The 13,705-nt window shown below is 55.6% G+C and carries 12 protein-coding genes; all 12 read right to left on the bottom strand.

Annotation, left to right across the window (positions count from 1 at the left end):
* Position 1: 1 nt before the first annotated feature.
* The gene (gene acpS / locus D3A97_RS13180; protein ID WP_119078954.1) at positions 2–364 is read right to left on the bottom strand and encodes a holo-ACP synthase; all 363 of its coding nucleotides are present in this window, start codon (positions 362–364) and stop codon (positions 2–4) included.
* Positions 361–2,037 (bottom strand): C45 family peptidase, encoded by a 1,677-nt coding sequence (locus tag D3A97_RS13175; protein WP_119078953.1) that lies wholly within the window; start codon positions 2,035–2,037, stop codon positions 361–363. The genes acpS and D3A97_RS13175 overlap by 4 nt, the downstream gene beginning before the upstream one ends.
* A gap of 1 nt (position 2,038) precedes the next feature.
* The gene (locus tag D3A97_RS13170; protein ID WP_119078952.1) at positions 2,039–3,547 is read right to left on the bottom strand and encodes a phytoene desaturase family protein; all 1,509 of its coding nucleotides are present in this window, start codon (positions 3,545–3,547) and stop codon (positions 2,039–2,041) included.
* A complete protein-coding gene (locus D3A97_RS13165; protein ID WP_119078951.1) occupies positions 3,540–7,406 on the bottom strand; it encodes a trifunctional MMPL family transporter/lysophospholipid acyltransferase/class I SAM-dependent methyltransferase in 3,867 nt (1,288 codons plus the stop codon). The genes D3A97_RS13170 and D3A97_RS13165 overlap by 8 nt, the downstream gene beginning before the upstream one ends.
* 8 nt (positions 7,407–7,414) lie before the next feature.
* Entirely contained in the window at positions 7,415–8,644 is a 1,230-nt protein-coding gene (locus tag D3A97_RS13160) for a DUF2062 domain-containing protein (RefSeq protein WP_232825960.1), read from the bottom strand.
* Positions 8,645–8,696: 52 nt separating this feature from the next.
* The gene (locus D3A97_RS13155; protein WP_119078949.1) at positions 8,697–9,059 is read right to left on the bottom strand and encodes an ApeI family dehydratase; all 363 of its coding nucleotides are present in this window, start codon (positions 9,057–9,059) and stop codon (positions 8,697–8,699) included.
* The gene (lolB2, locus tag D3A97_RS13150) at positions 9,059–9,685 is read right to left on the bottom strand and encodes a flexirubin biosynthesis protein LolB2 (RefSeq protein ID WP_498365909.1); all 627 of its coding nucleotides are present in this window, start codon (positions 9,683–9,685) and stop codon (positions 9,059–9,061) included. Before lolB2 ends, D3A97_RS13155 begins: the two co-directional genes overlap by 1 nt.
* Positions 9,663–10,295 carry a flexirubin biosynthesis/transport protein LolA2 gene (gene lolA2, locus D3A97_RS13145; protein WP_119078947.1) on the bottom strand — a complete coding sequence of 211 codons (633 nt, stop codon included), beginning with the start codon at positions 10,293–10,295 and terminating at the stop codon, positions 9,663–9,665. The genes lolB2 and lolA2 overlap by 23 nt, the downstream gene beginning before the upstream one ends.
* The gene (locus D3A97_RS13140; protein WP_119078946.1) at positions 10,288–11,052 is read right to left on the bottom strand and encodes a polysaccharide deacetylase family protein; all 765 of its coding nucleotides are present in this window, start codon (positions 11,050–11,052) and stop codon (positions 10,288–10,290) included. The genes lolA2 and D3A97_RS13140 overlap by 8 nt, the downstream gene beginning before the upstream one ends.
* A complete protein-coding gene (locus D3A97_RS13135; RefSeq protein WP_119078945.1) occupies positions 11,046–12,095 on the bottom strand; it encodes a beta-ketoacyl synthase N-terminal-like domain-containing protein in 1,050 nt (349 codons plus the stop codon). Before D3A97_RS13135 ends, D3A97_RS13140 begins: the two co-directional genes overlap by 7 nt.
* 157 nt (positions 12,096–12,252) lie before the next feature.
* The gene (locus D3A97_RS13130) at positions 12,253–13,443 is read right to left on the bottom strand and encodes a beta-ketoacyl-[acyl-carrier-protein] synthase family protein (RefSeq protein WP_119078944.1); all 1,191 of its coding nucleotides are present in this window, start codon (positions 13,441–13,443) and stop codon (positions 12,253–12,255) included.
* Positions 13,440–13,703 (bottom strand): phosphopantetheine-binding protein, encoded by a 264-nt coding sequence (locus D3A97_RS13125; RefSeq protein WP_119078943.1) that lies wholly within the window; start codon positions 13,701–13,703, stop codon positions 13,440–13,442. The genes D3A97_RS13130 and D3A97_RS13125 overlap by 4 nt, the downstream gene beginning before the upstream one ends.
* Positions 13,704–13,705 lie beyond the last annotated feature (2 nt).

Here is a 13,705-nt window from a genome sequence, read left to right as displayed (position 1 = left end):
CTTACAGGATCACAACGGTGGCCATGGCCATGGTTTTCACATGAGAAAGGGATACCAGCACCTGCCGCCCTTCCAGCCGGCCGGCCGCGTTCCCGCTGAGGTGAATTTCCGGCTTGCCGGCCTCGTTGTTCCTGATCTCTATTTCATTAAACTGCATGCCGCTTCCGCCCCAGCCCGTGCCCAGCGCTTTCAAAAAAGCCTCTTTGGCGGCAAAGCGGGCGGCGTAGCTCTGGTAGGCATCTGCCTGTTTTTCACAATAGGCTATCTCCGCCGGTGAAAACACCAGCTCCCGGAAGCCTTGCCCCTTCTGTATTTTGGAGGCTATCCGGTCTACTTCCACAATATCGGTGCCTATGCCTGTCATTGTTTTTTATCACATGCCGCCATGCGTTCCAGCACATGGTCTTTTTCCGCTTTGGTGGCAATTTCTTTTGCAAGCGCCTGCTGGTAATATGTTTTAGCCCGTGCGTATTGCTTTTGCCGGTACAGGTAGTCTCCCGCCATTACATAAGCGTGGTAGTACTGCGGGTTGTCTGCCACCATCTGCTCCACGTTCACCGGCTGCTTGTCCATAAAAGCGGCCTTCCAGCGCCTGAAATCTACGAATTTCCGGTAATTGTCCGTTTGCAAAAATGTGTCCGCGGGAATGATGGCAGCACTGTCACACACCTCCCTATCAGCGGGCAGGCCCTTCATGGCAAATATCTTATGCAGGTCATACGCTACAAACTCGCCCAGTTGCCAGGGGGCGGTAGATACCCATACCTTCAGCTCCTGCGGCGCAAATACCACGGAGTGGTGGGCGATCAGCTGGTTGAGGGCTTTTTCATTGCCCATGCCGATGTCTGCATCGTTCAACCCCTTCTGGTCCCGTAGAATGGCCACTGTTTTGGCCACCGTGTTTTTCCCGTTGCGCTCCAGCAGTTGCTGCAGGCGCTTGTAACGGTAGGGCGATGCGCTTTCCGCCAACTGCGCCTGGTTGGAAGCGGAGGCGCCCAGGCTGTTGCTCTGGAAGTGGTTGGCGCAGGATATTTCGTCTCCTTTGGGATCGTACAGGGCCAGTTGCTCCGGCGTTTTCTCTATGATGGCCGCGCGGTTGTCTTTAGCGGAGCCTACCAGGAAAGATTCCGACACGAACATTTTGCGCCGCTGCGCTATGGCGTACGCCTCTTCAATATTTTTTGCGTACTGCAGTATTTCCCGCGCTACAAGGGATACGGGCGTGGCGGAGCCGGAAGGGATGTCTGACCTGGCGGCGTTGATGGTAACGGTGAGGCCTTCCGTGTTCATACCGCTCACCACGCCGGTAAAGCCGCCCCAGGTGATCATCATGAAGGGATGCCCTTTCTCCGGGCGGTAAAAGGCCACTATCTTGTCTTCCGCAAACTTGTCTCCCACGTAAAAGTCGAAGTTGCGGCCTATGATGAGGCTGCTGTCCGCAGACCGCCCGTTCCAGGTGCCGAAGGAGGTACAGCCCACCAGCGCCAGGTTTTGCAGGGCATGGCCAATGTCGTGCGCGGCATGGTAGTTCATGATGCGCTGGTAATTGGAGCCGATGTAACCATATTTGTCTGACGCGGCAAAGGACACGCCGTAGATCTCTTCTTTATATTCTTCCGGCACGTTCTCGTCCATATGCCGGTTGAACCAGCCAATGAGGTATTTCAGGAAATGCTGGTAACTTTTTGAAGGCACCATTTTACCGATCTGTTCGGTAAAATGATCTTCCTGCCGCTGCACCAGTTCCGCCGCCAGCTTGCCGTACACTACTCCCCGCTCAAAAGGCTTGCCTTCCACATACATTTCGTACAGGCCGCTGCGGCTTTTGCGGAACCAGTTGTTGCCGAGGGTAAAGGCCGTACTGTCCAGCGCACGGCGCTGCCAGGCCAGGGCGCCTTTATCCGCCACTTCCGGCGGCGGCATGCGGGCCACGATGTAGAGGTATATGAAAAGACCTGCCAGCAGCAGCGCCAGAAAGCCCATGAAGTATAAAAAGCCTTTGAATATCCTTTTCGCTATTTTTTTCCCGTTCGCCATGTTATGCCGTCTTGATCTCGTGCAACAATTTCTCAAAATCCAGTAACTCCGCACTGGTCACCAATGCGCTCATTGTAACGCCCAATATGCCGTGCATGTTCAGGTTCTGGCCTGTAAGATACAAATTGGACAGTTTGGTGCGGGGGGATATAAAAGTACGCAGCGGGTCTGTGCTGTCTTTCATAATGCCGTACATGGAGCCGTCTGCCGTACCGATGTAATCCCGGAAAGACAGCGGCGTGGCCACATAATAGCTGTGTATGCACTGCCGCAGCACGGGGAAGCGCTGCTCCACCATGTCCAGCAGCCTTTCCGCCTTCTCCCGCTTGAACGCTTCATAGTCCGCGCCCCGGCTGGTTTCATTAGATACCGTATTGAACGTGTCTTTCCACTGCTCTACTTCGCTGATGTGCATGTAAGACATGATGGAGAGGGCGTTGGCAAAACGGTGGTCTTTCGGCTCCGGGGATATGAACATGGCATAGCTGCCGGGCCAGGTATCAGGCGTGTAGTCATGACTGCCCCATACGCTGTCTGCGCTATGGTAATAATAATTGTAGTTCATATGCGGGAACATGCCGGGTTTCAGCACGGCGTTCACCATCAATGCGGAGTTGGAGTTCTGGAGGGATTTGATGCGGGTGCGGTAGGCCTGCCGGATGGCGTCGCTCTCCAGCATATCCAGCGTAACGGCGGGATGTACGTTGGAAATAAAGTGTTTTGCGGTAAAACGTTTACCGGCCGTGGTCTCTACATATTGTACCGCCGGCCCATCTGCCACTATCCTTTTTACCTGCTGGTGTTTCAGGATGGTACCGCCGTTCTCCAGGATGCCCCGCGCCAGCCACTTCCCTATCTGGGAGCCGCCGTTTACGCACTTCCAGGAGCTTTCTATGTAACTGTTGAGCACCAGCGCATGTACGTACATGGGTGTTTTGCCTTCCACGCCGGCGTAGAGGGCATTGTTGGCGGCCAGCACTTCGGTGAGGCGGCGGTTGCTGCTGAGGCTGTTGATAAATTCAGCGGCGTCAATGCCCAGCACAGATTCCTTTTCTTCAAAGCCGCCCATCCGCAGGTTGTACAGCGGAAATTTGTCGCAGATATGGCGGAGCATATGGCAGTATTCGCGCAGCGCCTTCCCTTCTCCGGGAAAGTCCTGCAACAGGCCCTGGATGAAGTGTTCGTACCCCTGGGCCATTTTATATTCTTTCGGGTCGTTGTGGAAAGCGATGCGGTCAAAACAGTCCATGTCCAGCCGCTTGAGGTCCAGCTTGTCCATAATGCCCAGGTATTTGAATACCTGGTAAAGGTTCTGGCCCGGCGCCAGCCCGCCTACGTAGTGTACGCCGGAGTCAAACACGGTCTTGTTACGGCTGAAGGTCTGCAGGCAGCCGCCGATCTGTTTATTTTTTTCCAGCACGCATACTTTGTAGCCGTTCTTGCTCAGAATGGCTCCACAGGCTAAACCGCCCAGGCCGCTGCCAATGATGACCACATCGTAATTATGCATATTGCTCGGTGAATGAATGTTTAATGATAAAGATCACGTTAGACGTGTACCGGGTATTGTCTATCCGTTCCATGATGGCCCCGTTGCGCTCTACAATATTGCGCAGGGCGGTGGCGGAGAAGAAAGACAGCGGCCGGTTGCCCGTTTTGTTGAAACCCAGCAGGCGGGTACTGAACAGCTCGGTAAGGCGGGTGCCCTTGTGGCGTTCCGCCAGGTCCGCATCCCCATCCCTCACAATGATCACCCCGCCGGGGTTGAGCCTGCTGATGCATTGCTGCAACAGCTTTTCCTGCGCGTCCGGCTGCAGGTAATGCAGCACGTCCAGCATCACAAACGCATCCTGGTGCTCCAGCGGGTATTGTGTAATATCCGCCGCTTCAAAGCGGAGCTGTTCTCCGCGCAGGTAGCAGTGCTGCGCCACGGCAATTTTCTCTTCGTCGTAATCCACGCCCAGTATCTGCCTCTCCGGGCAGAGAAAGTGCAGCATATAGCTCATGAAACCATACCCGCAGCCAATGTCCATGATCCTGCCGCTTTTGGGCAGCAGCTCGTGGAAGAGGGCGTAGTTGTTCTCCAGTTTTGTTTTTATACGCATGTACCACTCCAGCACGGGCCCTTTGTAAAGGTACTGGTAAATCAGTTGCTCCCGGTAATAGGCCGGGGTCTCGATCTCGTTGCGCAACTGTTCATATTCCTGCCTGAAGTACCGGCTGATGAGGCGGGTGCGGGTGCTGTAGTTATCGCCCCAGCGCTTGTCTTCCGGCTTGATGCGGGGCAGGTACTTCATGGTAACAATACCGTCTTTCAGCAGAAAATCGTTTTTGGACATGGTGTAGGCCGTACCGTGTATCACGGCGGGCAGAATGTCCAGCTGCAGCTGTTCCGCCAGGTAAAAGGCGCCTTTGTGAAAACGTTTGATGCTGGCGTCCGTAGAGCGGGTGCCCTCCGGGTAGATCACGATGGAATAGCCGTTCTCCACGCGGTTGCGCAGCTTGTCAATACTGCCTTCCACGCCTTCCGCCACGGGATAGTAATCCGCCATCTTCACCACGTACCCGAACAGCGGGGAATTGTATACCCACTGGTTGGTGAGCAGCACCACATTGGGGTGCATGGCGGTAGACATCAGGATGTCCAAAAAACTCTGGTGATTGCTGATCACCACGGCCGGCTTTTTGAAATCTTCACCGGTGGTGTTGATGGTGCGTTTGCGGATGTTGCCCATAATGTGCAGCAGGCTCCAGGTAAACGAGCTGAGGATACGGTGGTAGATCTTCTTCCCTTTTTCAATATTGAAAGGATTGATGCGTGTCAGCAATACTCCCAATATGGTCAGCAACACCGCGCCCGTGGCGTAATAGGTGAATGCGAACATGGACTTGCCCCAGCTCCAGAGCTTCCACGGCGGGCGGCCGTTCTTCACGCGGCGGGTGATGAGCCAGTTGAAGAACAGCGGTATCAGCACCTGGGACGTGAGCACCACGCTCATAATGCCTATGACCGCAATCAGCGCAATGGAGCGCAGGGAAGGGTGCCTGGCGAAAATGAGCACGCCCAGCCCCAATATGGTGGTAATGGCCGAAAAGATGATAGACGATCTGAAGGAAGGCAGGTGTTTGCTGCCGTTCTTGTACTCCTGCTGCAGCCCGTCCATGGTAAATATGCTGTAATCATCCCCCAGGCCGAATATAAAGGTGGAAAGAATGATGTTGACAATGTTGAAGGGAATACCGAACAGCCCCATAATACCCAGTATCCATACCCAGCTGATGAGCATGGGAATGAAGGTGATAAGCGCCAGCTCTATTCTGCCATAAGAAAGCAGCAGGGCAAAAAATACGAGCAGGGAGGTCATCCAGGCAATGGTGTTGAACTCGTCCCGGATAATTTCGGCCAGGCGGTTGGCGGTGTATTGTTTGTCGAACACCACGGTGCCGGGTTGCTGTTCCAGGGCGTCATATACGGCCGCTTTTTGCGCCGGGTCTACCTTCAGCAGGCTGATCACGGAAGCGGCGCCGGGTTTGAGCGTTACATAATCGCTGACGCCGCTTACCTGCAGCAGTTCAGACCGTTCCGGGGGTATGGGAGCGTATTCTTTTGACAGCAGCGTGGCAAAATTATCAAAGGCATCCGGCCTGAAACGGTACTGCGCTCCTTCCGCGCGCAGCATTTGCAGCACGCGGGCCTGTTTCTCCGGCGTCCAGTATGCCTTCCAGCGGGCTATCTTTTCCGCCTGCGCCTGTTCAGACAGCACCAGGCCGCCGGTGCCGCTTACCTGTTTTACAATGCCCTTTTGCTCCAGCGCATGGATGGCGGAAGCTGCCGCTTCGCGGCGCTGCAAGGCCTCGCCCAGCGTGCCGCCTTCGGATATCATGTATACGGACTGTGCGGCAAAAGCATTCAGCCTGTTCAGCTGCGCTTCCGCCTTTTGCAGGCGCTCCGGCATAAAGTTCATGCGCATCATGTCGCTTTCGAACGTTACGTGGCGGGCCGTGAAGAAGAACAGCACGGTAAGCGCCAGTATGCCGTACACGAGGTACTTGCTGCGCTCCGGCCGCCACCGGGAAATCCGGTCTATCACATTATGCCTTGCCTGCACCGGCGCGGGTTTGCCGGCGGCCATCAAATGCGGCAGTATAATGAGGGAAAACAGCGAGGCGCCCACCAGGCTGAAAGCCGCAAACAGGCCAATATCCTGCAGCATGGGAGACTTTACGAACTGCAGGCAGAGAAAGCCGCCTACCGTGGTAAGGCCGCCCACCGTCATGGGCATGGCCAGGTCTTTGATCACCTGCCGGATGTTGGGCAAATGGCGGTAGTGGTTGAACACATGCAGCGAGTAGTTCACCGCAATGCCCAGCACCACGCAGCCAGCGCCGAGCGCTATTACAGACACCTGCCCCTTGAGCAGGTACATCATGGCCAGGGAAAACAGGGCGCCAAATACCACCGGCAGCATCACCAACAGCGGCGCGCGTTTTTTCCGGAAGAACAGGGCTATGAGCACTATCAGCAGCAGTACGGTAATACCCTGCGTGAAATAGGTATCCTGCCGGAGCTGCTCCGCGTTGCCCACTGACACAGCCGTGGCGCCGAAGTAGCTGAGCTGCCGCCGCGGGTGCTGCGTGTGCAGCGAGTCCATGAGCGCATCCAGGCCGGCGAGGAACTGTTTGTTCTTACCCGTTTCATTGGGCGGGTATTGCGGTGTGATGAAGAGCAATATGTTGCGGTGATCTTTGGAGATCACGTACCCGTTGTACAGTTCGAACTGCCCGCCCGCCTGCAGCTGCTCCAGCTTTTTGACGCCCAGCCAGGAAATGCCCACGGGGTCTGCCTGTATCATGCGCTTCAATACCAGCCCGGCGGGAGAAAGCAGCGTGTTGTAGTTGTCCGCCATTTTTTGCCGCAGCGCCTGCGGCGTAATGAGCGAGTCTATAGCCGCATAATCTTTTTCATCGAGGAACACCGGCAGGTGGTTTTGCACCGCCTGCATCAGCTCCATCACCAGCGCATCATCCGCCTGGCCCTGCACGGTTTTGATATAAGGCTGCAACCGCGCCTGCTGCAGGCCTTCGGTGAACGCCTGCGCCAGCGCGGCAAGACTGTCTGGCTCCGCCGGGGCGGTGGTGTCCTGCTGGGCCAGCATTACCACCAGCTTGTCCGCAAACTTCGAGTTTTGCATGAACTGCTGCAGGTGGTCTATTTTTTTATCCCGGGGGAGAATGCGGGTAATATCCTCTTCCAGCCGGATGCGGGAGGCCAGCCAGCCGCACAGCACAAAGCAGCCCAGCGTGAACAGCCACAGCAGCCATTTGCGTGCGTTGAAGAAATTATAGATGGATATAAACAAAACTCCCATGGTCTCAATTATGATATGCGTTTTTTCCTGAACACGGCCAGCAGCACGTACGCCAGCGCCCAGGCCAGCACGCCTGCTATTACCGCCAGCGTAACAGCGCCGGTAACGTACTGGAACACGTTCTGTTTCATGGCGTCTATGGTCAGGTTTTTACTGAACAGCACCCAGGTGGCGTCTTCCTGTACATACAACCGGCCGGTGAAAAAGCTGAGGTATACGATAACCGGTATCATGGGCGGGATGCTGATATTGGCCGCAATGATCACCAGCGCCTTGTTGAGCCGCATCAGCGCGGCCAGTACCAGCGCCGTCAGCATCTGGAAACCCCAGATGGGTACAATGCCCATAAATACCCCGAAGCCGATAGACAGCGCCTTGGTGGCGTTACTTTCTTCCGGCGCCAGCAGTTGCTCCCGCAGCAGTTGCCTGAAGCCTCCTTTGGAAAACAGGAAGCGGATAAAGTTGCGGGGGTGGATGTATAGAAAAGCAATGGTAACCAACACGGTGTTCAGCACGCTGATGCGGGAAAAATCCCGGAACGGCCGGAAGTGGGATACCCTTTCCTCCGCAGGCGGATAATATACCTGCACGGGCACCCATTCTATTTTGATGCCGCGCCAGGCGCTTTTTACCAATACTTCTATTTCAAATTCGTATTTGGTGCAGATGAACCACATTTTTTTCATGGCGTGGAGCGGGTACAGGCGGTAACCGGATTGCGTGTCGGGCCCTCTCAGCCCCGTTTCCACGTAGAACCAGAAGTTGGAGAACTTGTTGGCAAAAGTGTTTTTACCCGGCATGTTCTCCTGCTGCAGGTTGCGCGCGCCTATCAGGATGGCGCGGGGCTTTTGCCGTACGGCATCGAAAAACGCCGGCAGGTCGCTGGCAAAATGCTGGCCGTCCGCATCAATGGTGATAACAAAGTCATACCCGTTCTCCTGCGCATACTGAAAGCCCCTGCGCAGGGCAATACCCTTGCCGCGGTTAGGCTGGTACGCCACCACCCTCACCTGCGGGAACTCCGCCAGTACGTTGGCCGTGTGGTCTGTAGCGCCATCATTCACCACAATAACGTGGCTGGTGTACTGCAATACGTTGCGCAGCACCCCGCCCAGCGTACCGGCGTTGTTGTACGTGGGTATAAGCACACAGATCTTCTGCATGCTGCACTGCTGGTCATATGGCGGCGTTAGCGTCATGGGCGTGGTGCGTTGGTCATATGGCGCTGCTGGTGTCATTTGCTGATAGTATTCTTCATATGGCGGTGTTAGCGTCACTGGCATTCCTTCCCTACCGGAAAAGCCCCTGGAATTTCATGAAAACGGTGGCCTCATGTTTAACAACAGCATTGGCCTTGTACCCTTCTTCCGTTTCCGTGTAAGTAATTTCAACCGTTACCTGCGGCGTTTGCCGCGGGTCTATCATGTTCAGGAACTTCATGTTGGCGGCCTTTTTCACCAGCAGCTTTTTACCGGCGGCTGCGCTTAACAGCTCCTGTATGGTTTGCATCATGCATACCCCCGGCACTACCGGCTGGTCAGGGAAGTGGCCCTTGAAAATATCATGGTCTGCGTTCCAGGCAATGGTAGTATGCACCGCCTGTTCTGCCGGCTGCTGTTGCGCAACAATGGTATAAAATTTTCCTGCTAACATTATTGATACACGCGTTGTGATGAAATATTGAATTTTACTTTTTTATGTTGTACCAGTATACTATCTGGCAAACCGTTCTTATAATCTTTCATGAACACCTCCGCTACCGGCCGGCGGCCGCCGTTCTCCACCCGTACCAGCTCTTTGCAATCCATGCCGGTAATGTAGTAGATGCGGCCTTTCCGCAGCGGGAACGCGGTGTAGCGGTACTGCCCGTCTGTCAGCGCGGTGCCGCCGGCGTGCGGCTGGCGCATGAGTATCATCTCAAAATCTTTCCGCAACGTTTTCACCACGGCTTTTTTATCCATTTTAGGAAGCACGTAGTGTTTGGTGAAACTGCCGTTCTCCCCGAACTCGAAATCAAAAAACTTCACGCCCGTTTCCGTCAGGAACACTACGCGCATGCTGCCGTTTTCCATAGGTTTGAACAGCAGCAGCCCGGAAAAATGGTGTTGCAGCACGTCTACCTGCGTATTGTACAGCACGGTGGTGTCAAACCGGGGGCGGAACGGCGCCAGGCACTCCGCATTCTCCTCCGTACCCTGCAAATGGCGGTAGGCGGAGCCGCAGGAGGCCAGCAGGCACAACAACGCGGGCAACAGGCTATTTAAGCGCAAACAGTTCATCTGGTATGGCTACGTTCACTTCTTTCTGTATAAAGCTGATCACCGTATCGTCTCCGGAGCGCTCGTGCATGGTGATCCTGATCACAGACAGGTCTTTTTTATCTACCAGCAGCGTTATACTGGAAAAAAAATCTTTCAGGCCTTTGGCCACCGGCGTCATTTGCAGCAGGTAGTGCTGCGGGCTTTCCAGTACCCTGGCGGTAAAATCTTTATTGCCCAGGATATTGCCCTGCACGCAGTCTGCCGTTATCCTGCTGATCTGTTCAAACAGTTTGTTGCCGCTGGCGGAGATCTGCTTGTCCGTACGCGCGTCTTTGATCCGGAAATTTTTCCCGTTGATCACCATCAGGTAATAAGTAGGCGATGCGTATTCCATTCTCACCCTGTTCTCTTTCTTGAACCAGAACTTCCCCTTGCTTACCACTTTTTCAGACAGCATGCTCAGGTTCTTCTCCTGCACAAAATCACTTTTGATGGTCTGTGTTTGCTGCGCGGCCTTTGTGAACTGCTGTTTGAACAGCTCCATATTGGCCACGGGCGTAAAACCCTTTTGCGCCGCGGCCTGCAGCGCCAGCATTACACAACATCCTAAAAATACCCATCTACGCATAAGCCGGTATGTTTAACAGTTCATCTATTCTTTTGATGGCAAAACCCTCCCGCTTCAACTGTTTGATGAGGGCGGGGAGGATCTTCACCGTGGCCGCGGCCGTATCGTGAAAGAGGAAAATATCTCCCGCGGATACTTTGCGGGTCACTCTTTCAAAGAGTTTATCTTCTTCCCTGATCACCGTATCCAGCGAGCGGACGCTCCAGCCCACGGGCGTGTAGCCGGTGGCCTTTACGGCACTGGCCAGCATGGGGTTGGTAACCCCGTAAGGCGGGCGGAACAGCGCGGGTTTTACGCCGCTGGCAGCCTCTATGGCCTGGTTGGCCTTTTGCAGCTCCGCCTTCATTTTATACACCGGGTAAAGGTCAAACAGGGCATGGTGCGAGTAGCTGTGGTTGCCGATGAGGTGCCCTTCTTCCTCCGCGCGCCTCACCAGCCCGGGCGCTTCCTCCACGCGCCGCCCAATGCAAAAAAAAGCGGCGGGCACCTGGTGTTCCTTCAGGATGTCCAGTATCTGCGGGGTGAAGCTGTTAACCGGCCCGTCGTCAAAAGAAAGCGCTACGGCTTTTTCTGTGGCCGGGGCCTTGCACAGCACGTTCATGTAATAGTTGGAATCTACCCGTATGGCGCCCCAGGCGTCTATACCCAGCTTGACCAGCAGCACGGGCGCCACTGCCTGCCACAGGCTGAGGCCCAGGAGCAGCAGCAAACCGGCTACGGCGATGCTGATATATATGACTATCCAGTGCTTCAGCATGCCGTTAATAATATCAGTGAATGATGGGTGGCATGCTGGTGGTTCCAGATCAGCACCCGTTTCAGTGTGGCGGGGGCATGGCCTTTGAACATGGCCGCCGCCGGTACCTGCCCGGTATGCAGGGCCTGCACGGCCATCCACATCCCGAAGGCCGCGGCGGTGGGGTACTCCCCGCAAAAATGCTTGAAAGCGGCCACGGGCCGCCCTGCAAACAGGGTGGTCTCTATGTTGTCATAATAAGCATCTCCGCGTACATCGCCATTCCTGCCGGTGAGCAGCAGGTCTATATCCGCCGGTTGCAGGCCATGGCGTTGCAGGAAACCGGCGATATGCCCGGCGGTCTCTTCCGCGGAGGCGGGGCGGTAGATCATTTCAACGCCCGTCAGCTCTGCTTTGGACCGTGCGTTCTTTTCCGCGCCCAATACAAAAAAAGCGGCGCCTTCGCCGGCCATGGTGCCGGGCGTGCCGGAGCGCAGCAGTTGCTGTGTGTGCGCATTTTTATACAGGCCAAAGCGGGAAAGGATGGTGTGGGAATACTCCGTGATCTCATCCAGCGCGCCGGCCAGCACCTTGCGCGCAGGGTCTTCCTGCAGCAAGAGCAGGCCGTCCTGCAATGCATTTTCCAGGGAAAAGGCGCCGTGTACAAATGTATTGTTGTAGCCATGGCAGCCCAGCATGAGCGCTATCTGCCCGGCCACGGTGTTATGCGTGCTTTGAATGAAAGCGGTGGGGGTGAGCATGTCTTCCTGCTGGGTAACCAGCTTGTTGAGGAACACGCCGGTATCTGCCAGGCAGCCGTAGGCCGTACCGGTGATGATGGCATCCGGCATGGTGAGGCCTGCATCCTGCAAGCTGATGTGCGACGCGCCCACACCCATCTTGATCACCCGGCCCATGCGGCGGATCTGCCTGATGTCTATCCACTGCTTGTAGTCCGGGTCGGCAACGGGCAGGCGGTTGCCTTCGTATTCCCGTATGGTGGCGGGAAATACGGTACTATCCTGTGCGGATATACTGCCTGTGCCTTGTATGAATGCTTTCATATTAAAATGTAAAAGAGAAAAACTTGCGTTCCTCCCTTTTGCGTGATTAACTTTTTATCTCTGCCTTTTCAGGATGATCCGGTGCCTGGTTCCAAACCTGAACATACAGCTGTCAATACTTTGAGCCGCCGGCCGCGCAGGATGCCTCTCATTGCCCCTACTCCGAAAACACCAAACTAGAACAATTCCCGCCAAACCCGAATGAATTGGACATCACATGCCGCAGCGCGTTACCCCGCGAAAACGTGGTGACCGGCGCAAAGGGCAGCTCTTTCATGGGTGTGGTGAACTGCGCGTTCGGGTAAATGATGCCGTGCCGCAGGGCATAAGCGGAAAACACCGCTTCAATGCCGCCGCTGGCCCCCAGCGTATGCCCGGTAAAACTTTTGGTGGAGCTTACCGGCGGGTAATGCCCGTTAAACAACCGTACAATGGCGAGGCCTTCGGAGCTGTCATTGTTCTGCGTGCCGGTGCCGTGCAAGTTGATGTAACCGATATCTGCGGGCTGCACGCCGGCCATGTTCAGCGCGCCCTGCATGGCTATGAAGTTGCCGGTACCCTCTGGCGAGGAAGCGGTTTGGTGGTAAGCGTCATTGGCATTGGCAAAACCGCTGAGCCGGCACCAGGCGGTGGTTTGCTCCGCCAGGCGGTCAGACACCAACACCACGTACCCCGCGCCTTCGCCCAGGTTGAGGCCGGTGCGCGTATCGTCAAAGGGCCGGCATTTCTGCTGGTCCAGTATCATGAGCGTATTGAAACCGTTGAGCGTAAAGCGGGTGAGCGCGTCGGTGCCGCCGGCTATCACCGCGTCCAGCATGCCCGCGCGTATCATGCGGGCGCCGTACATCAGTGCGTTGGCGCCGGAGGAGCAGGCGGTGCTGATGGTGCTCACATGGTGGCGTACGCCCAGCGCATCGGCCACCAGTTCCGTAATGCTCCCGCACTCGTGGTGTACTACCTCCCGGAGGCGGCCTGTGGCCGTATCCTGCAGGTAGGTTTCCATAAAATGCTCCGTTTTGTCCATGCCGCCAACCGTATTGGCAGACACCAGGCCCACCCTGTAATTGGATACGGCCCCCAGCCCGGTGCTGTTCCAGGCGGCCTGTGCCGCTATCATGCTGAGCAGCGCCGTTCTGCTCCAGTGGGCGGGCATACCGGCCATGGCGGCCAGTTCATCGTTACCGGCTTTTACTTCCGCTACGGGAAAGGTGTTGGCATGCGCAGAACGCAGGTGCTGCATGGCGCCCATGCCCGGCTGCATCTTTTCGAACGCATCCAGGCAGGCCGCCAGGTTGAGGCCTGTGCCGCAAATTACGTCGCCGCCTGCTATCCACACCTGCTCACTCATCCCTGTTTGCTTTTTTCCGCGGTAATATATTCCGCCATGGTGCGTACGGAATAAAAAATTTCCGGCCCGTCTTCCGGGTTGGCAATACGTACGTTATGATGCTGCTGCAACAATACGATCAGCTCCAGCGCATCAATGGAATCAAGCCCCAGGCCTTCTTTGAACAAGGGCTGGTCATTTTCTATGTCTTCCGGTTTTACTTCCTGCAAATTCAACTGCTGAATGATCTGTACTTTCAGATCTGCCATCAACTTTTCCATAT

The organism is Chitinophaga alhagiae (assembly GCF_003568665.1).
GTDB lineage: Bacteria > Bacteroidota > Bacteroidia > Chitinophagales > Chitinophagaceae > Chitinophaga > Chitinophaga alhagiae.
The sequence above is the reverse complement of the archived record's forward strand: the minus strand, read 5'-3'. Positions and strand labels throughout refer to the sequence as shown.